General features: G+C 74.2%; 27 protein-coding genes. 15 read left to right on the top strand and 12 right to left on the bottom strand.

The features are described 5' to 3' along the window. Positions 1-213 precede the first annotated feature (213 nt). The 3 genes from ABZ449_RS02595 (at position 214) to ABZ449_RS02585 (ending at position 1,343) form a co-directional block, all read left to right on the top strand. Entirely contained in the window at positions 214-534 is a 321-nt protein-coding gene (locus ABZ449_RS02595) for a cation transporter (protein ID WP_360338922.1), read from the top strand. A gap of 117 nt (positions 535-651) precedes the next feature. Continuing rightward, the gene (locus tag ABZ449_RS02590) at positions 652-933 is read left to right on the top strand and encodes a metal-sensitive transcriptional regulator (protein WP_360338919.1); all 282 of its coding nucleotides are present in this window, start codon (positions 652-654) and stop codon (positions 931-933) included. Between the two features lie 260 nt (positions 934-1,193). Beyond that, positions 1,194-1,343, top strand: coding sequence for a hypothetical protein (locus ABZ449_RS02585; RefSeq protein WP_360338916.1), 150 nt, complete (start codon positions 1,194-1,196; stop codon positions 1,341-1,343). Between the two features lie 57 nt (positions 1,344-1,400). Here the strand turns inward: ABZ449_RS02585 and ABZ449_RS02580 are convergent, their stop codons facing one another. Together ABZ449_RS02580 and ABZ449_RS02575 are read right to left on the bottom strand one after the other, a co-directional pair. Then, positions 1,401-1,943, bottom strand: coding sequence for an MOSC domain-containing protein (locus ABZ449_RS02580; RefSeq protein WP_360338913.1), 543 nt, complete (start codon positions 1,941-1,943; stop codon positions 1,401-1,403). Between the two features lie 58 nt (positions 1,944-2,001). After that, complete coding sequence (locus ABZ449_RS02575; protein WP_360338910.1) at positions 2,002-2,436, bottom strand: DUF4345 domain-containing protein; 435 nt, start codon at positions 2,434-2,436, stop codon at positions 2,002-2,004. A gap of 102 nt (positions 2,437-2,538) precedes the next feature. On the opposite strand from ABZ449_RS02575, the gene ABZ449_RS02570 reads away from it, so the two are divergent. Next, complete coding sequence (locus tag ABZ449_RS02570; RefSeq protein ID WP_360338907.1) at positions 2,539-3,165, top strand: helix-turn-helix domain-containing protein; 627 nt, start codon at positions 2,539-2,541, stop codon at positions 3,163-3,165. A 141-nt stretch (positions 3,166-3,306) separates the two neighbouring features. Then, positions 3,307-4,608, top strand: coding sequence for a cytochrome P450 (locus tag ABZ449_RS02565; RefSeq protein WP_360338904.1), 1,302 nt, complete (start codon positions 3,307-3,309; stop codon positions 4,606-4,608). A 126-nt stretch (positions 4,609-4,734) separates the two neighbouring features. Here ABZ449_RS02565 and ABZ449_RS02560 read toward each other — a convergent pair whose 3' ends face one another. Genes ABZ449_RS02560 through ABZ449_RS02550 form a run of 3 tightly spaced genes read right to left on the bottom strand, consistent with a single transcriptional unit; the run spans position 4,735 to position 6,396 of the window. Beyond that, the gene (locus tag ABZ449_RS02560; protein WP_360338901.1) at positions 4,735-4,905 is read right to left on the bottom strand and encodes a hypothetical protein; all 171 of its coding nucleotides are present in this window, start codon (positions 4,903-4,905) and stop codon (positions 4,735-4,737) included. Positions 4,906-4,927: 22 nt separating this feature from the next. Continuing rightward, positions 4,928-5,167, bottom strand: coding sequence for a hypothetical protein (locus tag ABZ449_RS02555; protein WP_360338898.1), 240 nt, complete (start codon positions 5,165-5,167; stop codon positions 4,928-4,930). Continuing rightward, positions 5,164-6,396: a Dyp-type peroxidase gene (locus ABZ449_RS02550; protein ID WP_360338895.1), complete on the bottom strand. Its 1,233-nt coding sequence runs from the start codon at positions 6,394-6,396 to the stop codon at positions 5,164-5,166. Before ABZ449_RS02550 ends, ABZ449_RS02555 begins: the two co-directional genes overlap by 4 nt. A 40-nt stretch (positions 6,397-6,436) precedes the next feature. On the opposite strand from ABZ449_RS02550, the gene ABZ449_RS02545 reads away from it, so the two are divergent. From ABZ449_RS02545 to ABZ449_RS02535, 3 genes are all read left to right on the top strand, one after another. Further along, complete coding sequence (locus ABZ449_RS02545) at positions 6,437-7,789, top strand: right-handed parallel beta-helix repeat-containing protein (protein WP_360338892.1); 1,353 nt, start codon at positions 6,437-6,439, stop codon at positions 7,787-7,789. Positions 7,790-8,292: 503 nt separating this feature from the next. Then, positions 8,293-9,615 (top strand): MFS transporter, encoded by a 1,323-nt coding sequence (locus ABZ449_RS02540; RefSeq protein ID WP_360338889.1) that lies wholly within the window; start codon positions 8,293-8,295, stop codon positions 9,613-9,615. Between the two features lie 127 nt (positions 9,616-9,742). Next, complete coding sequence (locus ABZ449_RS02535) at positions 9,743-10,303, top strand: hypothetical protein (protein ID WP_360338886.1); 561 nt, start codon at positions 9,743-9,745, stop codon at positions 10,301-10,303. Positions 10,304-10,452: 149 nt separating this feature from the next. Here ABZ449_RS02535 and ABZ449_RS02530 read toward each other — a convergent pair whose 3' ends face one another. Both ABZ449_RS02530 and ABZ449_RS02525 read right to left on the bottom strand, forming a co-directional pair. After that, positions 10,453-10,827: a hypothetical protein gene (locus ABZ449_RS02530; RefSeq protein WP_360338883.1), complete on the bottom strand. Its 375-nt coding sequence runs from the start codon at positions 10,825-10,827 to the stop codon at positions 10,453-10,455. A gap of 269 nt (positions 10,828-11,096) precedes the next feature. Next, positions 11,097-11,291, bottom strand: a complete 195-nt coding sequence (locus ABZ449_RS02525) for a hypothetical protein (RefSeq protein WP_360338880.1) — start codon at positions 11,289-11,291, stop codon at positions 11,097-11,099. Positions 11,292-11,539: 248 nt separating this feature from the next. On the opposite strand from ABZ449_RS02525, the gene ABZ449_RS02520 reads away from it, so the two are divergent. The 4 genes from ABZ449_RS02520 (at position 11,540) to ABZ449_RS02505 (ending at position 16,431) form a co-directional block, all read left to right on the top strand. Continuing rightward, positions 11,540-11,902, top strand: a complete 363-nt coding sequence (locus tag ABZ449_RS02520; protein ID WP_360338877.1) for a hypothetical protein — start codon at positions 11,540-11,542, stop codon at positions 11,900-11,902. Positions 11,903-12,067: 165 nt separating this feature from the next. Beyond that, positions 12,068-12,919 carry an alpha/beta hydrolase gene (locus ABZ449_RS02515; RefSeq protein WP_360338874.1) on the top strand — a complete coding sequence of 284 codons (852 nt, stop codon included), beginning with the start codon at positions 12,068-12,070 and terminating at the stop codon, positions 12,917-12,919. Between the two features lie 200 nt (positions 12,920-13,119). Continuing rightward, positions 13,120-15,903, top strand: a complete 2,784-nt coding sequence (locus ABZ449_RS02510) for a LuxR family transcriptional regulator (protein WP_360338871.1) — start codon at positions 13,120-13,122, stop codon at positions 15,901-15,903. Positions 15,904-16,002: 99 nt separating this feature from the next. Beyond that, positions 16,003-16,431 (top strand): hypothetical protein, encoded by a 429-nt coding sequence (locus tag ABZ449_RS02505; protein WP_360338868.1) that lies wholly within the window; start codon positions 16,003-16,005, stop codon positions 16,429-16,431. Between the two features lie 314 nt (positions 16,432-16,745). On the opposite strand, the gene ABZ449_RS02500 is transcribed toward ABZ449_RS02505, so the two are convergent. From ABZ449_RS02500 to ABZ449_RS02490, 3 genes are all read right to left on the bottom strand, one after another. Continuing rightward, the gene (locus tag ABZ449_RS02500; RefSeq protein WP_360338865.1) at positions 16,746-18,359 is read right to left on the bottom strand and encodes a tannase/feruloyl esterase family alpha/beta hydrolase; all 1,614 of its coding nucleotides are present in this window, start codon (positions 18,357-18,359) and stop codon (positions 16,746-16,748) included. 95 nt (positions 18,360-18,454) lie between these two features. Then, a complete protein-coding gene (locus tag ABZ449_RS02495; protein WP_360338862.1) occupies positions 18,455-19,120 on the bottom strand; it encodes a cytochrome b/b6 domain-containing protein in 666 nt (221 codons plus the stop codon). Continuing rightward, complete coding sequence (locus ABZ449_RS02490; protein ID WP_360338859.1) at positions 19,068-19,727, bottom strand: molybdopterin-dependent oxidoreductase; 660 nt, start codon at positions 19,725-19,727, stop codon at positions 19,068-19,070. The genes ABZ449_RS02495 and ABZ449_RS02490 overlap by 53 nt, the downstream gene beginning before the upstream one ends. 577 nt (positions 19,728-20,304) lie before the next feature. Between ABZ449_RS02490 and abc-f the strand changes: the two genes are divergently transcribed. The 3 genes from abc-f to ABZ449_RS02475 all read left to right on the top strand — a co-directional run bounded on the left by abc-f (position 20,305) and on the right by ABZ449_RS02475 (position 23,448). Next, complete coding sequence (abc-f, locus tag ABZ449_RS02485; RefSeq protein ID WP_360338856.1) at positions 20,305-21,939, top strand: ribosomal protection-like ABC-F family protein; 1,635 nt, start codon at positions 20,305-20,307, stop codon at positions 21,937-21,939. 310 nt (positions 21,940-22,249) lie between these two features. Next, the gene (locus ABZ449_RS02480) at positions 22,250-22,813 is read left to right on the top strand and encodes a CGNR zinc finger domain-containing protein (protein ID WP_360338853.1); all 564 of its coding nucleotides are present in this window, start codon (positions 22,250-22,252) and stop codon (positions 22,811-22,813) included. An 83-nt stretch (positions 22,814-22,896) separates the two neighbouring features. Then, complete coding sequence (locus ABZ449_RS02475; RefSeq protein ID WP_360338850.1) at positions 22,897-23,448, top strand: hypothetical protein; 552 nt, start codon at positions 22,897-22,899, stop codon at positions 23,446-23,448. A 337-nt stretch (positions 23,449-23,785) separates the two neighbouring features. Here ABZ449_RS02475 and ABZ449_RS02470 read toward each other — a convergent pair whose 3' ends face one another. Together ABZ449_RS02470 and ABZ449_RS02465 are read right to left on the bottom strand one after the other, a co-directional pair. After that, entirely contained in the window at positions 23,786-24,214 is a 429-nt protein-coding gene (locus tag ABZ449_RS02470) for an Ohr family peroxiredoxin (RefSeq protein ID WP_360338847.1), read from the bottom strand. 187 nt (positions 24,215-24,401) lie between these two features. After that, a partial coding sequence (locus tag ABZ449_RS02465) for an alpha/beta hydrolase fold domain-containing protein (RefSeq protein ID WP_360338844.1) occupies positions 24,402-24,740 on the bottom strand: 339 nt, incomplete at its 5' end.

The following is a 24,740-nucleotide window of genomic DNA, read 5'->3' as shown; positions in this document are numbered from 1 at the left end:
CTGGACCGGCGAGGCCCCCTGGGGCCGCCGCCTCGACCAGCCGAGGCAGGGCGGCAACAGGGCTGCCGCACTGCGGGGTCGGCGACCTTACTGCGGCGGGGAGATGCTCCGAGGAACCCTTCTCATTACCCTGGGGGGGTATGGTATGTTCAGAGCGAAGCAGCCGCCCGGGCAGTCCGGTCGGCGCCGGGCATCCACGACAGGAGCACACCCATGAGCGAGACCACCGTCACCGTCGAGTCCGCCGCCACCGAGACCTCCTCCTGCTGCGGCTCGTGCGGCACCGACGCCGGCGCGGCACCGGCCGCCGAGTCCGCCCGGACCTCGGTCTTCCAGGTGAAGGGCATGACCTGCGGCCACTGCGTCACCTCGGTGACCGCCGAGCTGAAGAAGCTCGACGGGGTCGAGGACGTCGCCGTGGACCTCGCCACCGGCAAGGTCACCGTCGGCAGCACCCGGCCGCTCGCCGACTCCGAGGTGGCCGCCGCCATCGACGAGGCCGGCTACGACCTGGTCGGCCGCGTCGAGGGCTGAGCCACCGACGTCGGCCCGGGCGGGCGGGCAGCACCCCGCCCGTCCGGGCCGGCTCCACCTGCGCGGCCCGCCGGTAGAGTGTGAGCACGCCTCACCGCACAGGAACCGGAGACGGCCATGGCCAGCTACAGCTCCCACAAGGACGACTTCCGCAAGAGGCTCCGCCGCATCGAGGGCCAGATCCGCGGTCTCCAGCGCATGGTCGAACAGGACACCTACTGCATCGACGTCCTGACCCAGGTCTCCGCCGCCAGCCGCGCCCTCCAGTCCTTCGCCCTCCAACTCCTCGACGAGCACATCGAATGCTGCGTCCGTGACGCCATCGCCGAGGGCGGCCAGGAGGCGAGCACCAAGATCCGGGAGGCCAACCAGGCCATCGCCCGGCTCGTCAAGTCCTGACCGCGCCTCAGCAGAGGACGACCCGCCTCCCGGCAGCTCGCGCACCGGGAGCTTTCGCCTTACGGGGTGGGGGTATCTGCGGGACGGGCGGACGCACGGAGCGAGGGGGATCAGCCGTGGATTCGATCGAGTTCGTCCGCCGCCTGGACGGCCTGGTCCACCGCTTCGACGCGGACGGCTCCTTCCACGGCAGGCCGTCCTTCAAGCGGCGGGACCTGGACCTGTGGTGCCGGTGACTGCCGAGCCGGGGCTGGTGCGTCGTGGATGCCGAGGGAGCACCCGACTCCGGCCCGCTGCCGGGCGAGGACCGGCACCGGGACCTCCCGCCGACCGGCCCGTGGCGCAGCTGGAAGGCGGGCAGGACGTACCTCTACGACCTGCGCCGCGTCGATGGAGAACCGTCACGCTGATGCGCCGCCGTCGCTGACCTCTACGAGCTCTCCGGCTGCCGACCGCGGCCCGCCCCTTCAGACCCGGTCGAGCGGGCGGTGTCGGCCGTCGGGCAGCTCGACCTCGACGGTGTCGCCGGGCCGGACCGGGCCGCCGGTGCGGACGATGCCCATGATTCCGGCGCGGCGCACGATCGTGCCGTCCTCGGCGCGGCCGAGGACCTTCTTGAGCAGGCCGGGCCGGTAGTCGTTGATCTGGGCGCACGGGTTGCGCAGGCCGGTGATCTCCACCTCGGCCTCGGGACCGATCCGCAGCACCGCGCCGACCGGCAGGCCGAGCAGGTCCACGCCCGCGGTGGTGATGTTCTCGCCGAGCGCCCCCGGGGCCACGTCGAAGCCCGACTCACCGAGCTCGGTGAGGAGTTCGCGGTGGATCAGGTGGACCTGGCGCAGGTTGGGCACGGTCGGGTCCTTGGCGACTCGGGAGCGGTGCTTGACCGTCACCCCGGCGTGCACGTCGCCCTCGACGCCCAGCCCGGCGAGCAGGGTGATGACGTCCCGGTTCGGTTTGGTGAACGAGTACTCGGCGTTGCTGCTGACTGCCACCACGGTGCCGCCCATGATCCGGACCACCCTCCTTGCGGACGCACGTTCGATCGACCTCGCAGCATAGCCGCCCTTACGACCGCCCCTCCGAGGACGCCCGCAGCCGCCGCACGGCCTCGTCGCCCCGCGCCCGCTCGTCCGCGTCGGCGAGCCACAGGCACACCGGTGGGAGCCCGAGTTCGATCGCCATCAGCACCAGCTGGAACCAGTGCGGCCGGCCGTCCACCACGATCGACAGCACCCGCGCGAGGCCGCCCAGCAGGAGCACCGCCGCCAGCCACCGCACCGTCCGGGCGGGCACCGGTGCCCGGCGGGCGGCCTGGATCCAGGCGACGCCGTACCCGGCGAAGACCGCGCCCATGAAGCGGCCGAAGCTGCCGACCGTCGGACCGGCGTCCGCGATCCCGGGCATCGCGGCGTTTCCCAGCAGGATGTGGAGGAACCCGATCGCCACGCAGGCGATCCCCATCGTCCACGCGAGCACGCGTAGCGTCCGCACCTTGGCCATGACCCACCCACCCGTCCCGGAGTTCCGGTTGACACGCGTCTACTTGAGCCGCCCATCAAGCTAGCGCCAACACGTAGACACGTGTCAAGTAGCCTGGCCCGCATGCCAGTCCACGAACGACGACGCCGACTCTCCCCCGTCGAGCGACGCGCCCAGCTGCTCTCCGTCGGCGCCCGGCTGTTCGCCGAACGGCCGTACGAGGAGGTGCTGATGGAGGAGGTCGCCGAGCAGGCCGGGGTCTCGCGCGCGCTGCTGTACCGGCACTTCGCGAGCAAGCACGACCTCTTCGCCGCGCTCTACCGGGAGGCCGCCGACGGCCTGCTCGCCAGGACCCGCTTCGACCCGGCCGACACCCTGATCGAGCAGCTGGTCGAGGGCATGGACGCCCACCTGGACTACTTCATCGCCAACCGGCAGGCCGTGCTCGCGGCCAACCGGGTGCTGGCCGGGGACCGGGTGATCCAGACGATCATCACCGAGGAGCTCGACGCCCTGCGCGGCCGACTGCTCGGCGTCCTCCCGCTCGCGGACGAGCGGGCGCGGCAGGCGGTGTCCCAGGTCCTGCGCAGCTGGCTGGTGTTCGTCCGGGTGCTGGTCATCGACTGGCTGACCGAGGAGACCTGCACCCGCACCGAGCTGCGGGACACCTGCATCGGCGCCGTCCTGGGCGCCCTGCGGCCGCTGCTGCCCGTCGATCCGGCGCCCGACTGGGGGCACCGGGGGCACTGAGGGCGCCCGGGGGCGCCGAGGGCATACCATCGGGGCGTAATGGGAGAAGCTCCATAAGAATCCAATTACCTACGAATATATGCCAATTGGATGCTCTGACCCCCTTGCCCAGCCGGACCTCCGAACCCCGCGAAGGGACCCATGGACTCCGTCGCAGCCGACACCCGGACCACCCTCCCCCCACTCCACCGGCTCCCGCTCACCCCGGCCCAACCGCCCCACCCCACCACCCTCCCGGACGGCACCCCCGCGTGGCTGATCACCCGGTACCACGACGTCCGGCAGGTCCTCGGCGACCCCCGGGTCACCCGGGCCGACCTGCATGACGTCGGCACCGCGGGTGCCACCGCCGACGTGGCCGCCAACCCGGCCTCCCTGTTCAACCAGGACGGACCCGCCCACCGGCGGCTGCGCGGCACCGTCCAACGAGCCTTCACCCCACGGGCCATCGCCGGCTGGCAGCCCTGGGTCGCCGCCGCCGTCCAGCAGTCCGTGGACCGGCTGGTCGCCGCCGGCGCGCCCGCCGACCTGGTCCCCGCGTTCGCCCGGCCGGTGCCGTTCGCCGTCACCACCCGACTGATGGGGCTCGACGGAGACGGGCCCGACCACCTGGACGAGGAACGGCTGCACCGCTGGACCCTCGCCCTGCTCGCCCAGGGCGGCGAACCCGGCGCAGGAGGCGAACCCGGCGCAGGAGGCGAACCGGGCGCGGTCGGCGGTCAGGGCGAGGCCGGCGAACCGGGCGAGGCCGACGGACAGGCCGGCGGCTCCGGGGCCGAGCACGACGACACCCTCGCCGAATTCGGCGCCTTCATGGGCGAGTTGGTCGCCCGTCGGCGCCGCGATCCCGGCGACGACCTGGTCAGCCGACTGGTCCGGGCCGCCGACCAGGACGGCGATGTCCCCGAGGAGTCCCTCGTCTTCCTGGTCGCCGGGCTCACCGCCAGTGGCAACGAGAGCGTCGCCGGGGCCCTCGCCAACGCCCTGGTCTACGTGCTCGGCGAACGCCCCGAGCACTGGCCGCGCCTGGCCGATCCGGACGTCGCCGAGCGCACCGCCGAACGCCTGCTGCACTACATCCCGCTCGGCGACGACGAGGCCACCATCCGCCGCACCACCGCGCCGATCGAGATCGGGGACGTCACCATCCCGGCCGATTCGGTCCTCGCCGTCAGCCTCGGCAGCGCCAACCGCGACCCGGCCGTCCACCCCGAGGGCCTCGACGCCGACCTCGGCCTCCCGCTCGCCGCCCCCACCCTCGCCTTCAGCGCCGGCCCGCACTACTGCATCGGCGCCTGGCGGGTCCGCCTGGAGATGCGCGAGTCCCTGCACCGGCTCGCCACCGCCCTGCCGGGCCTGCGCCTCACCGTCCCGGTCGCGGAGCTCACCTGGCAGCTCGGCAGCACCACCCGGAGCCCGGCCCGTCTCCCGGTGGACTGGTAGCCGACCCCCGGCCGTAGGGTCCCTGGCCGTGGAGTCCCTGACGGCAGAGCCCCCGGTGGCCGAGGCCCCCGCGACCGAGGCCCCCGCCGCCGGGCCCGGGGGGGGTGACCAGCGCCCTGCTCGGCGTCAGCCGTCGAGCAGGGCGCCCCACCAGCGCTCCCGGCGCCGCTCGATGTACTCGGCGTCGCCGCGCCAGACCTCGCCGTGCCCCTCCGCCCAGAGCCTCGCCCAGGGCTGGACGCGACGGCCCGCCCGGTCCCGCAGGAAGTCGTGCATGGCCCGGGCGCGCGGCCCCAACAGCGGTACCAGGGCGCGCCGTTCACCCTCGTCCAGTCCGTAGGCCCAGCACCTCGCGCCCCTGTCCGTCGAGGCCGAGCGGGCGCGGCACAGCCCGGAACCCCACCGCGTGCAGGTGCTCCAGCAGCGCGTGCACGGCGGGCGTCCACGGCCCGGCCGGGCGCCGTACGGTGTCCCCGACGCGGACCACGCCGACACTCATGTTGCCGCCGGACAGCGGGACTTCCTCGTCGGCCGGGGACCGCTCCGCCGGTCGGCTCACGAGAACAGCCCCTCCCCCAGTGTCCCGCCCTCCGGCGCCCCCGGCAGGACGTAGGCCACCGCCGAGGCCGTGTGCTCGACGAAGGCGCTGAGGGCGTCGCGGGCGGCCAGCCGGTTCTGGACGCGGGTGAACTGGGCCGGGTCGCGCACGAAGGCGCAGAACAGCAGGCCGCGGTCGCCCGGGCCGTCGTCGTAGCTGTAGCCGCGCCGCAGCATCCGGGCGCCGCCGTCCAGTCGGGGGCTGGAGAGGCGGACGTGCGCGGTGGCCGGGATGACGTACGAGCCGTCCGGGTTCTTGGCGTAGATGTCCGGCTCGTCGTGCTCCGCCGTGCCGGTGAGCGGGGCGCCGTCCCCGGCCCGCCGGCCCATCACCTGCTCCTGGCGGTCCCCGGGGAGGGCGGCGAAGGCGGCGGTGTCCATCCGGATCCGGCGGTAGACCAGCACCGTCCCGTGCTCGTACGGCCCCGGCGGGCCCCAGACCCACTGACCGCTGTCCGTGCCGTCCGGGTTCGCCGTGCCGTCCTTGAAGCCGAACAGGTTGCGCGGGGTGGCGCCCGCGGCCGTCCGGGCCAGGAAGCCGGACTGCGTCCAGCGCACCGTCGCGCCGGCCGCCCGGGCCGCCTCGCCCACCTGCTCGGCGACCACGGACAGCGGCCAGCGGTCCGCCGCGCACAGCTGGACCACCAGGTCGCCGCCGCCGCGCGCCGGGTCGAGCCGGTCCCCGGGGAAGACGGGCAGCTCGGTCAGCAGGGCCGGTGGAACGTTCAGCCCCAGTCCGGCCGCGAGGCCCGGCCCGACCCCCACCAGGCTGCTGAGCCCGGCCGGCCGGCCGTCCCGCAGCCGCGCGTCCGCCGGGCTGTCGCCCGCCGCCTCGGCCAGCACCCTGGTCAGCCCGCCGAGCAGAGCGCGCAGGGCGGCCCGCCCGTCCGAGGTCGCGGCGGGCGCCAGGTCGAGGGCCAGCAGCTGGGTGGCCGGCTGCTGGGGGGCCGTCACCCCGGCCTGCCGTTCGCCGTGGAAGGGCACGGCGGACGGCTCCGGCGCCGCCGCGGTGCGGCCCGGACCACCGTGACCGTCACCGCCGCCCCGGCCGTCGCCGCCCAGGGCCAGCGCCGCGGCCCCCGCCCCGAGCCCGGCGGCCACCACCGCCCCGCCCGTGATCAGAGCCCTGCGCCCCACACCGGCCCTGACGGTCGGTGGCTGGTCCTGCGCCTTTCCGGCTTCGGCATGCATGGGCGACATTGGAGACGATAGAACACGTCGTATGCAACTTTTGACCACACGTCATCTCGTCCCGGGCGCAACACCTCCACGCGGGGTCCGAACCGTCAAGCGCCTGCCCGTTCTGCTCGCCGCCGCCGTCCTCGCCCTCGCCGGCTGCTCCTCGGGCGGCTCGACCTCCTCCGACGCCAAGCATCCGGACGGCACGGTGATCCGGGTCCCGCAGCACTTCCCGACCATCCAGCAGGCCGTCGACGTCGCCCGCGAGGGGGACACCGTGCTGGTCGACCCGGGCACCTACCGGGAGAGCGTGCGCCTCACCAAGCCCAAGATCGTGCTGCGCGGCACCGACCGCAACACCGTGGTCCTGGACGGCGGTCTGCGGCTGGTCAACGGCATCACCGCCTCCGGCCCCGGCTCCGTGGTGGAGAACCTCACCGTCCACGGCTACCTCGCCAACGGCGTGCTGTTCACCGGCGTCACCGACGAGAAGCTGCAGCAGCGCGGCGCCGGCGGCTCCGCCTACGACCCGCTGGACACCGTCCGCTTCCCGCCCGTCCAGGGCTTCCGCGCCAGCAACGTCACCGCGTACAACAACGGCCTGTACGGCATCTACGCCTTCGACGCCCGCGGCGGGATCATCGAGGACTCGTACGCGTCCGGGGGCGCCGACTCCGGCATCTACGTCGGCCAGTGCAAGCCCTGCGACACCCTGGTGCGGGGCAACACCGTCGAACGCAACGCCGTCGGCATCGAGGTCACCAACGCCTCCGACAACCTCACCATCGTCGGCAACCGGGTCCACGGCAACCGGGTCGGCGTCACCCTCAACTCCAACGACCTCGAAGCCCTCGCCCCCCAGCACGGCGCGGTGGTCGCGGGCAACGTCGTCACCGACAACAACTCCGCCGACAGCCCCCAACAGGCCGACGGCGCCCACGGCATCGGCATCGGGATCGGCGGCGGCACGGCCAACCAGGTGCAGCGCAACCTGGTCCAGGGCAACCGGGCGGCCGGCATCGTCATCACCGACCCGCCCGGGCACCCGGCGAGCGGCAACCGCGTCGAGGGCAACCGGGCCACCGGCAACGGCACCGATCTGGTGCTCGCCTCCGTCGACCCGGGCAACTGCTTCACCGGCAACCAGTCGGCCGTCCAGAGCCCGGACGGCCTGGAGACCGCGGCGGGCTGCGCCGTCCAGGGCCGGACCGCCCCGCCCTTCGGCCGCACCAGCCCCGTCCAGGCGCCGCCCGGCATCCCGTTCAGTCAGGTGCCCGTCCCGCCGGCCCAGCCGTCGCTGCCGGACCCGACCGCGCCCGGCCGCCCGGCGACCGACCTCCCGGGGCCGGTCGACCCCGGCGCGTACCCGCTGCCGGAGTCCGTGGACGCCGTGCCGAAGCACTGACCCCGGGAGCCCGTTCGGGGCGCACGTCGGTACTCGTGTCCGCGCCCGCGCCCGCCCGGCAGGGTCGGTGGGACGGCCGGGCCGGGCGCGGCGATCGGCCGGCTGCTCGCCGACCGGGTGCCGGAGGGCCGCGCCCGGCTGGTGGTGCCGGGCCTGGCCCCGGCGGACGGGCCGACCACCCTCGTCAAGGGTGTCTCGGGGCTCGGATGACGCCCGGCAAGGGCACGGCCGCCCGTCGCCCGGACCGAACGCGGCGGGGATCCCGACCGGGCGCCGGCCCGCAGTACCCGCCCGCAGGCCCGACCGAGACCCGACCTCGATCCCCGACCGCAGACCCGGCCGAGACCCGACCGGAGTCCCGGCCGATTCCACCGGGGCCCGACCGGACACTCCGGACACCGGAGGACGAGCCCGACACCCTTGCCGCAACGGACAGTTCGGGACACCTCCGGCAGTTCGGAAACCGCCCGAACCGCCCTCCGCGGACATGACATACTGCGTCGGTGACCTCAGCTGACCTGGCCGCGAAGCCGTCCAAGAGCCGTCCCCAACTGGGACGGAAGTTCAATCTGCTGTGGTCCGCCTCGGCGATCTCCTCGGTCGGCGACGGCATGCGGGACTCCGCCCTGCCGCTGCTGGCGGTGGCCGTCTCCGACTCCCCCAGCGCGGTCTCCGTGGTCTCCGTCGCCGCGTCCCTGCCCTTCCTGGTGATGTCCCTGTACGGCGGAGTGCTCGCCGACCGGGCCGACCGGCGACGGCTGATGTGGACGATCGACGCGGCGCGCGCCGCCGTCGTCCTGGGCTTCGCCTGCTGGGTCTTCCTCGCCGACCCGCCGCTGGTCGCACTCGCCGCACTGGCCTTCCTCCTCGGCTGCGGCGAGACGGTCTTCTCCAACGCCGCCACCTCGGCCGTCCCCGAGCTGGTCCGCCCCGACCAACTCGACGCCGCCAACGGCCGGATGCAGGCCAACATGCTCGTCGGCGGCAACCTGATCGGCCCGCTGCTCGGCTCGGCGCTGTTCGCCGTGGCCGTCGCCTCCCCCTTCACGGTGGACGGCGTGTCCTTCGCGCTCGCCGCCGTCCTGGTCGCCGCCACCGGCCGCTCCACCGCCCCGCGCACCGCGGCCGACCGCCGCCCGGTGCTCACCGAGATCCGCGAGGGCGTCGACTGGCTGGTCCGCCACCGCGACGTACGGATGCTCGCGGTGCTCTCCACGCTCGGCGCGCTCGCCTGCTTCATGGGCACCACCATGATGGTCCTGATGGTCACCAGGGTCATCCACGCACCCGCCGCCTCCTACGGCATCGTGCTCGCGGCCGGCGCCATCGGCGGCACCGCCGCGAGCACGCTGGCCGGCCGGCTCAGCCGGCTGCTCGGCCGCGGCACCCGGATCGCCCTCGCCTTCCTGCTGATGGGCGTCTCGCTGATCCTGATGGGGCTGAGCACCTCGGTGGCCGAAGTCGCCGCGCTGTACGGCGTGGTCGGCTTCGGGATCGTCACCTGGAACATCCAGGCGATCTCGCTGCGCCAGCAGGCCGTGCCGAAGGAGCTGCTCGGCCGGGTGAACAGCTGCTACATGCTGCTGAGCCGCCTCGGCATCATGTCCGGCGCCGCGCTCAGCGGCTGGATCGCCTCCGCCGTCAGCATCCGCACCCCGCTCCTGATCGGCGGCGGCCTGCTGCTGGTCCTGCTGGTCGCGGTCCTGTTCCTGCTCCCGCGGATGACCGCGATGGAGGCCGTTCCGGCCGCGTCCGGCACCGACGCCGGGTCCGGCACCGACACCCCGGCCGGCACCGACACCCAGGACGGGGCCGGGGCCGAGTAACTCCGTTGCCGGAAAGGCGGCTTTCGCGTCCTCCCGCTCAACGACCCCTGCCGGCAGGTATGGTGACCCGAGGGGTGGCACCGGTAAGACTGGTCTGCGCGCAGCGCCGCCTGCCCTGAGGAGAGCCGTGAACACCAACCACCCCACCGCCGTGGACTCCCCCGATGCCGACCCGCAGCCGTTCGGCCTCGGTCCGATGGTGCGGATCGACGGCCGCTGGTTCATCGGCGACCACGAGAGCGGCGCGTACCTCGCCGTCCTCCCCGAGGGGTTCGAGCACCGCGTCGCCGGCCAGGAGCCGGTCCTGGTGCCCTGGGCCCGTCTGATGAGCCTGCGCCTCGGGGTCACCGGCGACCGCTTCCTCGGCACGCCCGCCGACGCACCCCGCGCCGGACAGGACCGGACCGGCGCCCACGGTTCCCGGCTGAGCAGCATGGTCCGCCACCCCTACGACGTGTGGCGGCCCCGGTTCGTCCACCACCGCCGGTGGTACCCGATGCCCGAAATCACCGTACTGCGCCAGCTGCTGGGCGACATCGTCGACCTCGGCCGGGTCCACCGCCTCGGCGACGACACCTGGCTGACCCCGGTCGTCGAACAGCTGGCGGCGGACCGCTCGCTCCGGCGCTGGCGGACCAGCCGAGCCGTCGCGGACGGCGTGAAGGAGATCATCACGCGCAGGGCGTGACCCACCCGGTCACGCGGCCGCCGGCGCCGCCGACACACGGCCCGTCAGCGTCGGCGGCCGAGGACGACCGCGCCCGAGCGGTCGAGCGGTCGAGCGGCGCCCTCCTGCCGGTCCACTGGTCCCGCACAGGACCTCGGCGGGCCGACCCCTCATGCCCTCCCGAGGCGCCCGCCACGGACGGCGTCGAGGAGGCGGCGCGCCAGGGGCCGGATCCGGGGCGGGCCCAGGAGCGGCGCCCGGGCCACGCACAGGGCGAAGAGGAGCTGACCCAGCAGCAGGAAGGGCAGCAGCGGCGGGAAGAACAGCAGGAACCAGAGCGGCAGGAGCAGCAGCCCGGCCAGCGGGCCCCGGAACGCCGCGCCGGTCCTCGTGCTGAACAGCGAGTAGAGGACGCAGATCGCCACGGACGGGATCCCGACGATCGCCGCGATTCCCAGCGCGTCGCCCGCCGTGAACGCGGCGGTGCGGTCCGGGATGCCCGGCTCGGGCGGCGGCAGCCGGGGGTGCCGCCGATCCCGGGCCACCACTGTTCAGGAGAACTCCCCATCCGGACAGGGGGGCCAGCCCCATGGTCCACGGCTTTTCCGGCGCGGTAGCTTCGTGGGGTCCGCCCCGCGACGGGGCCCGTCCGGCAACGCCTTCCAGAAAGGTGTCCGCGAAGACCGGCAACGGCCACCAGGACATCGGGGTCTCCGACGACCCGTCCGGCCGGTACCGGCTCACCCTGAGCACCGGCAACGGACGCATCTCGGTCAAGCAGGCCTGACGGTCCCCGCAACAGGCCGGACAGGCCCTACGGGCCCAGGTCGACGGCCAGGCAGTTGTAGAAGTTCCAGCGGCTCTCGGGGTCGTACGCGGCGTCCGCCGCGCCGCCCGGGCCGGTCGCCGACTCCTCGGTCATCTCCTCGAAGCGGATGCGCTCGGGAAGGACGCCGTAGCGTGCGTGCCGCGACTCGGCGGCGGGGTCGCCTGCGGGCTGTTCGCTCATGGCCACTCTCCCGATCTGCGATCACGGACGACGGCTTCAGGGTGCATCCCGGATCGTCACCTGTCAATACGGTGACGATGACTGCGCGGACACACCTCGGCCCGGTCGCGACTCACACGTGTTTGGCCGATTCCCCACTCCCGGCACATTGTTGAAGATGTAAGGATCTGCTCCCGGCCAGGCCCGGCGAGCCCGGGCCCGGCACCGGCCTTCCGGCCGTTCCGTCACACACGAGAAGGTGGGTTCGCATGTTCACACCCCAGGCAAGGCTCCGCAGCGCGTCCGTGGCTACCGTCATGACGGCGGCCCTGATCGCCCTCGGGGCCGGAGCGGCCGACGCCGCCGCCGGCTGGCCGCCGCTGGAGCCGGGCGCGCGCCTCTACTCGGCCGCCGACGGGCGCGGCGCGGCGACCACCGTCGACCTCGCCGATCTCGGCACCTGCCACACGCTGTCGACACCCGCCCGCTCGGTGCAGGTCGTCGACGGCGCCGCGTCCGTGGTGCTGTACCCGGGCGCGGGCTGCAGCGGCGCGAACGCGTGGGCGAGCGGCTCGCTGGCCCAGTCCAACCTCCCGCTGGCGGCCCAGAGTTACCGGGTCGTCCCGGCGTGACCTCGCGGCGCGGCGCCCCTTCCGGGCGCCGCGCCCTTCCCATTGTCCGACCGTCACCACCTTGACAGGTGACGAGCAGTCGCGGCAGTCTCATCACCTGTCAGGGCGGTGACGGCTTCGGTGATGCCGGCCGCCCCATGCCGAATACCCGGAAGGGGATCTGTCGTGGTGAGCATCAAGGGTCGACGCGGGCGGCTGGCGGCGAGTGCGGTCTCGGCGATCACGGCGGGCCTCGCCCTCTGCGCGTTCACCCTCGGCGGCGCCGCCGACGGCGCGACCGCGGCCGACGCCTTCGGCGGCCGCGCCAAACCGACCGTCGTCCTGGAGCACGGCGCCTTCGCCGACGGCTCCAGCTGGAACGGCGTCATCTCCGCGCTGCGCGCCGACGGCTACCCGGTGGTCGCCGCCGCCAACCCGCTGCGCGGCCCCGCCTCGGACGCCGCCGCGCTGCGCACCGTCCTCGACCACGTCAAGGGCCCCAAGATCCTCGCCGGCCACTCCTACGGCGGCAACGTCATCAGCCAGGCCGCCACCGACGACCCGGAGGTCAAGGCCCTCGTCTACGTGGCCGCCTTCCTCCCCGCCCCCGGCGAGAGCGCCCTGGAGCTGACCGACAAGTACCCCGGCTCGACCCTCCCGGACGCCCTCGACCCCGTCAGCTACCGACAGGCCGACGGCACCACCGCCACCGACCTGTACATCCGCCAGGACGCGTTCCGCCACCAGTTCGCCGCCGACGTCCCCGCCGGCCAGGCCGCCCTGATGGCCGCCGAACAGCGACCCGTCGCGCAGGCCGCCCTGACCGAGAAGGCCACCTCCGCCGCCTGGCTGACCAAGCCCAGCTGGGCCGTCGTCACCACGAAGGACCTCAACATCCCCGCCGCGGCGCAGCGCTTCATGGCCGAGCGCGCCCACGCCGAAACCACCGAGGTCGCCGCCTCCCACTCGGTCGCGGTCTCCCACCCGCGGCTGGTCGCGGACGTCATCGAGCGGGCGGCCCGCGCCACCGCCCGCTGACCGCTGACCGGCGCCCCGCACGGCCCCCTCACCTGCCCTCCGCCCGGTGCCGCCACACGGCGACGCCGGGCGTGCGCGTACCGGGCTCGTGTGTACCGGACTCGTGCGTGCCGGGCGCAGGCGTGTGCCGGGCCGGCCGACGGGGCTCGGCACACGCCTGCGCCCGGTGGGCACCGACCGGAAGGGGACGTGGAACCACGGTGGAAGCGATCAACGCGAGGATCGTCGGCCGCGCACACGAGCAGCGGGAGCTGTCCGCATTCGTGACGGCCGCCGAGGGCCGCTCCCTCGTCCTGCGGGGCGACGCCGGTGTCGGCCGGAGCACCCTGCTGGAACACGCCGCCGGGCTCGCCGCCGGCGGGAACCACCGGGTGATCAGGGCCTGCGGCGCGCAGGCCGAGCGGGAGCTGCCGTTCGCCGGCCTGCACCAGCTGCTGCACCCGCTGCTTCCCGACATCGGCCGCCCGGCCGACGCCGACCGGGCGGCCCTGGACGTCGTGTTCGGCCGCGGCGCGGGGCCGCCGCCCTCGGTCATGGCCCTCGGCGTCGCCGTCCTCGACCTACTCGCCCGCGCGGCGGCGCGCCGCCCCCTGCTGCTGGTGCTCGACGACGGCCAGTGGCTCGACGGCCCCAGCACCGAGGTGTGCGGGTTCGTCGGGCGGCGCCTGGGCGTGAGCCAGGTGAAGCTCCTGGTCGCCCTGCGCTCCGACGTCCCCTCCGGTCTCGACACGGCCGCGCTGCCCGCGCTGCCGCTCGGCAGGCTGTCCGAGCCGGCCGCGGAGCGGCTCCTGGACCTGCGCCACCCCGGCCTGGAGGCCCCGGTCCGCCGGCTGATCCTGGAGGAGGCCCAGGGCAACCCGCTGGCCCTGGTGGAACTGCCGCCGCACGTCCTGCGCACGGCCCGGGCGCTGCCCGACGACCGGGCGGGGGCCGGCCGGCCGGAGCTGCCGGGGTGCGCGGGCGTCCCGCTGCCCCGGCGGCTGCGGAACGTCTACGCCGCCCGGATCGGGGCGCTCGGCGACGCCGTCCGCGCCGAGCTGCTGCGCGGCGCCCTGGACGGCGTCGCGGCGGGCGCGGCGCCCGGCCGCACGCTGCGCGCGCACTACCGCATGACGGACGTCGAGCCGGCCGCGGACAGCGGGCTGCTGGACGTCGACCCGTTCAGCGGCGAGTTCGTCTTCCGGCATCCCCTGGTGCGGTCGACGGTCGTCCAGCTGGCGAGCCCCGGTGAGCGGCGCTCGGCGCACGCGGTGCTCGCGCGGGTGCACCACGAGGATCCGGAACGGCGCGCCCTGCACCTGGCGGCCTCGACGGTCGGACCGGACGAGGCGGTCGCGGCCGCGCTGGAGACCGCCGCCGGCTCGATCACCCGGCGCGGCGGGGCGGTGGCCGCCGTGGCCTGGCTGACCAGGGCGGCGGAGCTCAGCGGGAGCCGCCAGGAGCGGTCCCGGCGGCTGGGCGACGCGGCCTTCGTCGCCGGTCACGCGGGCCTGCCGGACCGGGCGCGCCGGCTGGCGCTCTGCGACGGCGCGCCCGAGGCGGGCGAGTCCCCGATATCGGTGCTCGTCTCGGCCCACGGCGCGCTCCACCAGGACGGGGACGTACGGTCCGCGCGGCGCCAGGTCGTCGCGGCGATCGAGGGGATCCGCGACGACCGTGAGCGCGCGTCCACCGAGGTGCTCACCCGGCTCGTCGACCTGCTCCTGGCCGTGAACCTGTACGCCGCCGACGAGGCCGGGTGGGAACGGACCCACGAACTCCTCGCCTCCCTGGGCGACCTGGTGCCACCGTCCTCCCGCCTCTACCAGGACGCGTGGAGCGACGTGGTCCGGCGCGGCGCCGGGGTGCGGGAACGGGTGGAGCGCGCGTTCGCCGGCCTGCGCGCGCCGGAGCCCTGGGAGCTGGCCCGGCTGGCGGTCGCCGCCCACCACGTGGACGCCCTGCACCGGTACCGGCCGCACCTGCGGCGCGCCGTCGAGCGGGAGCTGGAGACCGGGGCCGTCACGGCCGGCCTGACCATGCTGCACCTGATCATGCTCGACCAGCTGGCCGCCGGAGAGTGGGACGAGGCCGAACGGACCGGGGAGCGCGTCCTGGAACTGACGGCCACCCACCACCCGCTGCTCGCCCACCAGACCCGCGCGCACCTCGGCCTGCTGGCCGCGCTGCGCGGCCGGGCGGAGCGCGCGCGGGAGCTGCGGGCCGCCGTCGACGCCTGGGCCCGCCCCCGCGGAATCGGCTCCCTCACCCGGATCGCCGACGCCATCGGCGCCGCCGCCGCCCTCGCGGCGGGCGACTACGAAGCCGCCTACCTGCACACCGCCGCCGTCACACCGCCCGGCACCTTGGCGTCCTGCGCGCACCAGGCCGCCCGGACGCTGCTCGACCTGGTCGAGGCGGCCCTGCACACCGGCCGCCGCGAGCAGGCCCGCCGGCACGCCCTGGCCGCCCGGGACGCCGGCCTGCCCGCCCTCTCCCCCCGCCTCGCCCTGGTCACGTACGGCGCGCTCGCCATGACGGCCACCGACCCGGCGGAGGCCGCCGAGTGGCACCGCCGCGCCGAGGACCACCCGGCGGCCGCCGCCTTCCCGTTCGAGCTCGCCCGCATCCGCCTCGCCCACGGCGTCCGGCTGCGCCGGACCCGGGGGCGGAAGGCGGCACTTCCGTCGCTGACCACCGCCGCGGAGGCGTTCGAACGGCTCGGTGCGGCGGGCTGGGCCGAGCGGGCCCGGGCCGAACTGCACGCCACCGGTGCCCGCCCGCCGGCCTCCCCGGCCCATGTCGCGGCGCTGACCTGGCAGGAGCGCCGGATCGCGGACCTCGCCGCGGGCGGTCTGACCAACAAGGAGATCGGCGCACGGATGCGACTGTCCCCGCGCACCGTCGGCTCCCACCTGTACCGGGTGTTCCCGAAGCTCGGGATCACCTCCCGCGCCGCCCTGCGCGACGCCCTCGGCCGGGTGCCCGCCGCCCCGGAGGCGTGACCCCTCTCATCATGCGTCACCACCTTGACAGGTGACGGAGGCTCATGGAAATCTTTCGTCACCGGTCAGAACAGTTACTTTCGATGAGGACACCCCACCATGGCAGTCGTACGGTTCCACCTCGTCTCCACACTCGGCACCGAGGACGTCCTGGCGGTGCTGACCGACTTCGGCCCGGCCCGCGCCGAGGCCTGGCCGACGATCGACGCCGAGCACTTCGAGGTCCACGGGCTCGGCGACACCTGGGCCGAGGTCACCGAGGGGACCGCCGCCGCCTGGGAGCGCGCCCGCTACGAGTGGGAGCCGGGCGGCGACACCGTCACCGTCACCACCCTGGACTCCAAGCTCTTCGGCCCCGGCGGCGGCTGGGTGTTCCGGATGACCCCCGAGGACGACGGCACCCGGGTCGACGTCCAGCTGACGCGACAGCCGGACACCCTCAAGGGCCGGATGCTCGCCGCGCTGCTCCCCATCGCCGCTCCCCCGGCCCTGCGCAAGTCCTTCGCGGGGCCCCTGCGGGCCAAGTGACCCCACCCCGAAGGGGCCGACAGCACCGGCTGTCGGCCCCTTCGGCATGCCCGGACGGCACGGGCAGCACGAGCGGTACGGGCGGTGCGGTGCGGACGGTGCGGACGGTGCGGACGGTGCGGACGGTGCGGACGGGGCAGACGGTGCGGACGGGGGGGGACGGTACAAGCGGCACGAGCGGTACGGGCGGTGCGGGCGGTGCGGGCGGGACGGGCGGGGGCGCCTGACGGCACGTTCCCCCGACGCGAAGAGGCCCGACGCGAAAAGGCCCGGCCCGCGCCGTCGGGCGCGGGCCGGGCGGGCACCGGAGGGGATCAGTGCCGGGAGGGAAGGACGCAGCGGAAGCCGGAGGCGGCGGCCGGGTCGCCGTGGCCCCGGTAGCGGGACACCTCGGGGTAGCGGCACACGTCGCGGTCGACGCTCCGCCCGGCCGCGTCGACCAGGGTGGCGGGCAGCGTCCGGGGCGCCTCGCCCCGCTCGACCCAGGCCGTCAGGGCGGCGAGGTCGTCGATGGTTCCGACACCCTTGTTGAGGCCGCAGTGGCCCGCGCCCGGGGGGAGGAAGAGGCGGTAGAAGTCGTCGACCCGCCGGGTGCCGCCCATCTTCCGCTCGACCTGCCGGCGGTACTCGACGGTGCCCTGGGTGGGGATGAACTGGTCGGCCTGGCCGTGCCAGGTCAGCAGCTTGCCGCCGGAGTCACGGAAGGCGGACAGGTCCGGGTCGTCGCTGCCGATGACGCCGCCGTACTCGGCCCGCGACTGTTCGAACAGCCGGGTGAACCCGTCGTAGGTGATCGTCGAGACGTCGAACGACGGCTGCTTCTCCAGCCAGGTCGCGGCCCAGAGCTGCGGCACCGGGAACGGCGCGCCCTTCACCTGGCCGTTCGTGTCGGTCGTGGTGCCGGCCAGCCCCGAGAGGTCGGCGCCGACCGGAACGCCGGGCCAGAGCTTGCGGCCCGACGCGGTGCGCGGACCGTCCCAGATCTTGCGCACCACGGCGGCGTCGGCCGCGGTGACGGTCAGCTCCTTCCCGTCGCAGACCACCGTGGTGCCGATCAGCCGACGCGGGTCGAAGTCGCACCGCGACGCGTCGTTGACCAGGTTGTCCGTGGCGCCGTCGAGCGGGTCGCAGGCCGCGACGGCGGCGTCGGTGAAGGCCTTGAACGCGCAGGCGGACGGATAGGTCCTCTCGTTGTTCATCACCACCTGCGGCCACAGGGTGGCGACCTCGAACGCGTCCCAGCTGACGGCCGGCGCGTTGGCGAGGATGCCGTCGAAGTCGTCGGGGTAGCGCTGGGCCTCCATGTACCCCTGGCGGCCGCCGGTGGAGCACCCGTTGAAGTAGGAGTAGGCGGCCCGCTCGCCGAAGTGCGCGGCGACCACCTGCTTGCCGACCACCGCCGCCTCGTGCTGGGAGCGGGAGGCGAGGTTCTTCAGCAGCGCCGTGTTGACCTCCCCCTCGGCGTTCAGGGCCCAGCCGACGTCGACGACGTCGGCCAGCCCGCCGTCGGTGGTGGTCGCGGCGTACCCGTTCCTGACCGCGGTGCCCAGCCCGACGCCGTTGTCCCCGGCCGCGAAGGCGCTTCCGCCGAGCGCCTGGAAGCGGCCGTTCCAGCCACTGACGGGCAGCCAGGTCAGGATCCTGGCGTGGTCGTCGTCGCCCGGGTGGGTCAGGGTGACCGTCACCTCGCAGAAGGCGGGGACGCCCTCGACCGTGCCGCCCAGCAGCCCGGTTCCGTGGATGGTGCCGCCCTCGCGGCGGACCGCCGTCACGGATTCCGCCTTCGTGCCGGCGGGGGCCCGTACGGCCGGAGCCGAGCAGCCGGGAACCGCGGGCACGGAGCCGTACGAGGGCTCCGCCACCGCCGTCGGCAGGTTCACCGCGGCCAGCGCCGCGCCGGTCGCGAGCACGGTCAACAATCGCTTCATGGGTATCCCGTCCCGAATGCGTAGGGTCGAAGAGCAAGGGGTGGTGGAGAAGTCGTCACCGATCGGGTCGGTGAGGCCGGGCGCAGCGGCGGCCATCAGGCGTCCGTCCGGTCCCGGTGCAGCCACCGGGAGTGGTGCCGCTCGGCCCAGGCGCGGCTGACGTACCCGGTACGCATCCCGCGCCTGGCCTCCGGATCCTGGAGCGCCTTGCGCAGGTGGCCGAAGACCACGAGAGCGATCGCCCAGGCGAGGAGGTCGTGGACGAAGATCGCACTGGTGCGGGAGACGAACGGCAGCAGGCCGGTGAACCACATCAACAGCCCCGTGAACGCCATCACCGGCACGGCGCCCGCGATCCAGCCCGCGTAGAGCTTCTGGCCGGCGTTGAACTTGCCGGCCGGGCGGGCCTCGGGCCACGTCCGGCGGCGGGCGGCCCGCAGCCACTCCCGGTCGTACGGCGCGAAGCGGTTGAGCCGGTGCAGGTCCGCCCGGAAGTCGGCGGAGAACAGCCCGAGCAGGAAGGGCAGCGGCAGCAGGATGCCCGACCACTCGTGGACGGTGGCCACCAGGTGGCGCCGTCCGACGAGTTGGGCCAGCGGCCCGAGGTAGAGGCAGGCCGCGGAGGCCAGGCACAGGAGCATCAGAACGCCGACGGCCCGGTGGACGAGGCGTTCGGCGGTGCTGAAACGCCGGACCCGGTCCGGGAGTTCAGGCCGCCGCGCCGCTTCGGTCGGCGTCGTCGAGCCAGCCGTCGATGTCATAGCCGCGTTCTTCCCAGTAGCCGGGGACGACCTTGTCGGTGACCGAGATGCCGGACAGCCACTTGGCCGACTTGTAGAAGTACATGGGGGCCACGTACAGGCGGACCGGTCCGCCGTGCGCGTGGGTGAGGGGCTCGTCCTGCATGGTCAGCGCCACCAGGACGTCCGAGCGGCGGGCCTGTTCCAGGGTGAGGCTCTCGGTGTACTCGCCGTCGAAGCAGGTGAACCGGACGGCCGCGCCCGGGGAGCGCACTCCGGCGGCGTCGAGGATGTCCGCCAGCCGCACCCCCTCGAAGGGCGTGCGCTCCACCCGCCAGCCGTCCGTGCACAGGACGTCGTGGACCACCCGGGTCTGCGGCAGCGCGCGCAGTTCCGGCAGGGTGTACGTCATCTGACGCTCCACCAGACCGTCGACCCGCAGCGCGTAGTCGGTCTCGTCCTTCTGCGGCACCGAGCCCACGATGCTGTAGTACCGGAAGCCGCCCGGGTCGGGCAGCAGGCCGGTCAGTCCGGTCGCGTCCGCCTCGGAGGCGGCGGCCAGGGCCCGCTCCCAGCCGCGCTGGAGGTACGGCGCCGCGGCGAGCCCCGCGGCGCCCGCACCGAGCATGCCCAGTACCGTGCGCCGCCCCACGGGAGCGCCCTCGACCCTCCGCTTCGGTGCCCTCCGCTTCGGTCTTCCGGCCATGGTCAGCGTGCTCCTTCGGATGGCGAGGATCCCGGCGGGCGACCGTCCTCCGGCCTGCCCGTTCGCGGGTGGGTTCACACGTGTGAACGCGGCCGAGCCGTCACCCGACTGCGTCACCGGTTCAACTGGTGACGATGCTGGCACGGCCGCGACCGACCTGTCAACGAGCCGGGTGCCGCGGCCACGGCACCCGGACCGGAGGTGAACGCGGCCACGCGGAAAGGCACTTGCCGGCCGACCCCCGACGGGACACACATGTCCGGCCTCCCGGCAGCCGACGACCCCTGTTACAGTGGCCGGGACCAGTAGTCGTGTGATCGAGGAGTGGCAGACGTGGCGGGTGACGACGACATCTCCGGGTGAGATCCGGATCTGACGGCCACCGGCCGGTGCTTCAGGAGCGCCGCCGAGGTGGTCCGTTTCGTCGTACCCCCTTTCCGCACGTCTGCCCAGGGCAGAGGTCCGCCTTCCTGCCCTCATTCCCTTCGAGGTCATCCCCATGTCCGACGCCGCCGTCGTCTGCTCCAACCTCTCCTTCGCCTGGCCCGACGACACCCCGGTCTTCCACGACCTGTCCTTCACCGTGCCCGCCGGCCGGACCGGCCTGGTCGCGCCCAACGGCTCCGGCAAGAGCACCCTGCTCAAGCTGATCGCCGGCGAACTCGAGCCCGCCACCGGCTCGGTGACCGTCACCGGACGGCTCGGCCACCTCCGCCAGAGCCTGCCCCTGACCTCCGGCCTCACCGTCGCCGAGGTGCTCGACATCGCCCCGATCATCCGCGCCATCGACGCCGTGGAGTCCGGCGACGTCGACGAGCGGCACTTCACCACCATCGGCGACGACTGGGACATCGAGGAGCGCACCCGCGCCCAGCTCGACCGCCTCGGACTCACCGGCCTCACCCTGGACCGCAGCCTGAGCACCCTCAGCGGCGGCCAGATCGTCTCCCTCGGCCTCGCCGCCCAACTGCTCAAGCGCCCCGACGTGCTGCTGCTCGACGAGCCGACCAACAACCTCGACGCCCGGGCCCGGCACAAGCTCTACGACGTGCTCGCGGACTTCAACGGCTGCCTGCTGCTGGTCAGCCACGACCGCGCGCTGCTCGACCGGATGCAGCACATCGCCGAACTCGGCAACGGAGAACTGCGCTTCCACGGCGGAAACTTCACCGCGTACGAGGAGGCCGTCCGGGCCGAGCAGGAGGTCGCCGAGAAGAACGTCCGCAACGCCGAGCAGGAGCTGAAGCGGGAGAAGCGGGAGATGCAGCAGGCCCGCGAACGCGCCGAGCGCCGCCAGAGCAACGCCGCCCGCAACCTCAAGAACGCCGGCCTGCCCCGCATCTTCGCCGGCACCATGAAGCGCGGCGCCCAGGAGTCCGCGGGACGGGCCGGCCAGATGCACGCGGCCCGGGTCGACGAGGCCAGGGCCCGGCTCGACGAGGCCGGGCGCGCCCTGCGCGAGGAGCAGCGGCTCTCCCTGGAACTGCCCGACACCCAGGTGCCCGCCGGGCGCAACCTCTTCCTCGGCGAGGGCCTCCAGGTCCGCCACGACGGCCGGCCGGTGTTCGCCGACGGCGGCGTCGACCTGAGCGTCCGCGGGCCCGAGCGGATCGCGCTGACCGGGCCCAACGGCGCCGGCAAGAGCACCCTGCTGCGCCTGGTCACCGGCGAACTCGCGCCGGACAGCGGGGAGATCAGCCGCAACGACGGGCGGATCGCCTACCTCTCGCAGCGCCTGGACCTGCTCGACCTCGACCGCACCGTGGCGGAGAACTTCGCCGCGTTCGCCCCCGAGCGGCCCGAGACGGAGCGGATGAACCTGCTCGCCCGCTTCCTCTTCCGCGGCGCCCGGGCCCACCTGCCGGTCGGAGTGCTCTCCGGCGGCGAACGGCTGCGCGCCACCCTGGCCTGCGTGCTGTGCGCGGAGCCGGCCCCGCACCTGCTGCTGCTCGACGAGCCGACCAACAACCTCGACCTGGTCAGCGCCGGGCAGCTGGAGAGCGCCCTGAACTCCTACCAGGGCGCCTTCCTGGTGGTCAGTCACGACGAGCGCTTCCTCGCCGAGATCGGGGTGAACCGCTGGCTCCGGCTGGCCGACGGCACCCTGAAGGAGACCGGGGCGCCCACGGTGTGAGCCGCCGAGGTGCGACACGGCCCGCCGCCCGGTGCTCCGGACCCGGCGGGCCCACCGCCCCGACGGCTCGCACCGGCGCTCCTGGTCGCCGACCCGCCCGGGCCGCTGCTGCTCGACGACCCATCGACCACCCCTCCCCGCGTCCGTGCGACGGATGGGAGGGAGCCCTCGGCGCCGGTCCCGGCGCGGTCGTCCTCGCCGGCCACGACCGCCGGCCGCGCCGGCGCCGGCAGGGCCGCGAGCCGCGACGCGGCCCGGCCGGTGCCCCGCGTTATTGCACCTCCGCACAGTCACCTGTCAGCATGGTGATGTGAACCTTGACCATGTCTTCGTCTGCGGGCACCCGGCCCTGGACTTCGCGGCCACGCTCCGTGCACGACGCACGGTCCGGTTCGAGATGTTCGTGACGCCGGAGCGCCTGAACGCCTGGTACCTGGACAGCGGGCTGGTGGACACGATCACGCCCGGTGACGAGCAGGACGTCCACGAGGCGACGACCGTCCGCGAGGCCGTCTACCGGCTCGTCACCAACCGAAGGCTCGACGAGCCCTTCGACCGCGAGGCGCTCGCCGTGCTCAACGCAGCCGCGCGCAAGCCGCCCGTGACACCGCAGCTCACCATGGCCGGACGGCACAACGAGGCGACCCCCGAGCAGGCGCTGGCGACCGTGGCGCGCCAGGCGGTCGAACTCCTCAGCGGCCCGGACGTCCCCCTGATGAAGGAGTGCGGCAACCCGGAGTGCACCCGGGTCTACATCGACCGCTCCCGCGGCATGCGCCGCCAGTGGTGCGGCATGGAGTCCTGCGGCAACAAGATCAAGGCCGCCGCCTACCGCGCGCGGAAGAAGACGCCGTCCACCGCGGGCGCCCGGTAGTCGCTCCGCGAGCGCGCGCGTCGGCGCGCGGGCCCCGGCATGGGTACCATGCAACACCATCCATGCCAAGGGAGTGAACGGTCGTGACCCGCCATCCAGCCTCCACGCTCCGGTCCCGGTACGTGGAACAAGCCGCGTCGGACCTGGAGGAGAACCACCGGCGACAGCAGGAGCTGGCGGAGGAGCTCAGGACGCTGAAGCAGGAGGAGGCCCTACTGGCCGACATCCTGAGTCTCGCCGAACGGTACGAGGGGCCCTCCGAGCGGGCGCTTCCTCCCGGGCGGCGGCGGAACGGGTCCGCCGGCACGGCCGCCCGCACGGCGACGGCCGGAACGGCGGACGCGCGGACGGATGAACAGGCCCCGAAGGCCGGCGTGAAGGGGACCTCGCACCGGCCTCTGCTCGGTGACCTGCTCGCGGAACTCCTGGGCCGGCACGACGAGCCGCGCACGGCGAAGGAGTTGCGGGACGAACTCCTGGCGAAGCACCCGAAGCGCACCCCGACGCCCCAGGTCGTGCGGAACACCCTGGAATCGCTCGTCGCCAAGGGCCGCATCCGGCGCCACAAGCAGCAGCGCTCCGTCATGTACACCCTGCTGTCGCCGGGCCCGGCCGCCCCGGGCGACGCCGGCTGACCCACCGGCGCGGGCCGGCTCACACGAAGCGGGCTGACTCCCACCCGCAGGACGAGGCCCCCGGGCCGTAGCCCAGCAGCACGACGGTCTCCACCCAGCTCCACAGCTGCGCGCCGTCCGGCCACGAACGCTCCCCCGGGCCGCCGGAACACCGGCCAGGAAGGTGACGAAAACGTCCGGCCACCCGTGGACACGTGTGCGCCCAGGCCGTCATGCGCCGTCCTCGCTCTCCGGTCGATGGTGCGGTGCGGGGGGGGTGCGGGGGGAGCGGGGATGTGTGGGCGGGTCCCGTGCGGGACGGGGGAACAGGCACGGGACCCGCCGTCAGGGGGGTGGGTCAGGCGGCAACGCCGGCGTGGATGACGACCGGGATGTTGTCGCGCGTGGCCTTGGAGTACGGGCAGATCCGGTGGGCGGCGTGCGCCAGCTCCTCGGCGGTGGCCTGGTCCACACCGCCGAGCACGGGCCGGAGCACCGCGGAGAGCGAGAACTCGTCGTCGTCGCCGTGGGTCAGCGTGATCTCGGCGGTGATGGTGGTGCTGGTGAGCCGGACCTTGCGCTCGCCGGCCGCCCGGCGGACGGCCCCGAGGAAGCAGGCGGCCCAGCCGGCCGCGAGGAGCTGCTCCGGGTTGGTCGCGCCACCGCGGCCGCCGAACTCCGTCGGGATGGCGAGACCGGTCTCCAGCAGACCGTCGGTGGAACGGACCCGGCCGCCGTTGCGGCCCTCACCGTCGACGTCGACGACTGCGGTGTAGCTGACTGCCATGACTGGTGCTCCCCACATCTGGATCGAATCGGCGTCCGGCCCCTCCCGGCGATGCGCTCACACCCTCCGAAGCATCACCGGTCCAGCCGGTGACGCAATGATGGCAACCCCTTACGTCACCAGTCAAGCCGGTGACGGGATTACCTGACCGTCGGGCCGGCCACCGAACCCGCGCGCGGGAGGACGGTCACCAGGGCCGGCCGTGCAGGGCCATGTGCACGGTGTCGACGGCCTGGAGCAGTGCGGCGCGGGTGGTGCCGGTGGGGTGGAGGCCGCCGATGAGGAGGAAGCCGTGCATCACTCCTTGGTAGCGGGTGGAGACGACGGGGACGCCGGCGGTGCGGAGTCTGGCTGCGTAGGCTTCGCCCTCGTCGCGCAGGACGTCGGCTTCGGCGGTGACGACGAGGGCGGGTGGCAGGCCGGCGAGTTGTTCCAGGGAGGCGCGCAGTGGTGCGGCGGTGGCCTCGGTGCGGCGGGTCGTCTCGGGCAGGTAGTCGTCCCAGAAGCGGCGCATGTGGTCGCGGTG

Source organism: Kitasatospora sp. NPDC005856 (assembly GCF_040629945.1).
Classification (GTDB): Bacteria; Actinomycetota; Actinomycetes; order Streptomycetales; family Streptomycetaceae; genus Kitasatospora.
The sequence above is the reverse complement of the archived record's forward strand: the minus strand, read 5'-3'. Positions and strand labels throughout refer to the sequence as shown.

What these genes read in the sequence shown, in the direction of transcription:
- ABZ449_RS02595 (WP_360338922.1), top strand. Translation starts at nt 214, where the DNA reads ATGAGCGAGACCACCGTCACCGTCGAGTCCGCCGCCACCGAGACCTCC.
- ABZ449_RS02590 (WP_360338919.1), top strand. Translation starts at nt 652, where the DNA reads ATGGCCAGCTACAGCTCCCACAAGGACGACTTCCGCAAGAGGCTCCGC.
- ABZ449_RS02580 (WP_360338913.1), bottom strand. Translation starts at nt 1,943, where the DNA reads ATGGGCGGCACCGTGGTGGCAGTCAGCAGCAACGCCGAGTACTCGTTC.
- ABZ449_RS02575 (WP_360338910.1), bottom strand. Translation starts at nt 2,436, where the DNA reads ATGGCCAAGGTGCGGACGCTACGCGTGCTCGCGTGGACGATGGGGATC.
- ABZ449_RS02570 (WP_360338907.1), top strand. Translation starts at nt 2,539, where the DNA reads ATGCCAGTCCACGAACGACGACGCCGACTCTCCCCCGTCGAGCGACGC.
- ABZ449_RS02565 (WP_360338904.1), top strand. Translation starts at nt 3,307, where the DNA reads ATGGACTCCGTCGCAGCCGACACCCGGACCACCCTCCCCCCACTCCAC.
- ABZ449_RS02550 (WP_360338895.1), bottom strand. Translation starts at nt 6,396, where the DNA reads ATGCATGCCGAAGCCGGAAAGGCGCAGGACCAGCCACCGACCGTCAGG.
- ABZ449_RS02525 (WP_360338880.1), bottom strand. Translation starts at nt 11,291, where the DNA reads ATGAGCGAACAGCCCGCAGGCGACCCCGCCGCCGAGTCGCGGCACGCA.
- ABZ449_RS02520 (WP_360338877.1), top strand. Translation starts at nt 11,540, where the DNA reads ATGTTCACACCCCAGGCAAGGCTCCGCAGCGCGTCCGTGGCTACCGTC.
- ABZ449_RS02505 (WP_360338868.1), top strand. Translation starts at nt 16,003, where the DNA reads ATGGCAGTCGTACGGTTCCACCTCGTCTCCACACTCGGCACCGAGGAC.
- ABZ449_RS02500 (WP_360338865.1), bottom strand. Translation starts at nt 18,359, where the DNA reads ATGAAGCGATTGTTGACCGTGCTCGCGACCGGCGCGGCGCTGGCCGCG.
- ABZ449_RS02495 (WP_360338862.1), bottom strand. Translation starts at nt 19,120, where the DNA reads ATGACATCGACGGCTGGCTCGACGACGCCGACCGAAGCGGCGCGGCGG.
- ABZ449_RS02490 (WP_360338859.1), bottom strand. Translation starts at nt 19,727, where the DNA reads ATGCTCGGTGCGGGCGCCGCGGGGCTCGCCGCGGCGCCGTACCTCCAG.
- abc-f (WP_360338856.1), top strand. Translation starts at nt 20,305, where the DNA reads ATGTCCGACGCCGCCGTCGTCTGCTCCAACCTCTCCTTCGCCTGGCCC.
- ABZ449_RS02470 (WP_360338847.1), bottom strand. Translation starts at nt 24,214, where the DNA reads ATGGCAGTCAGCTACACCGCAGTCGTCGACGTCGACGGTGAGGGCCGC.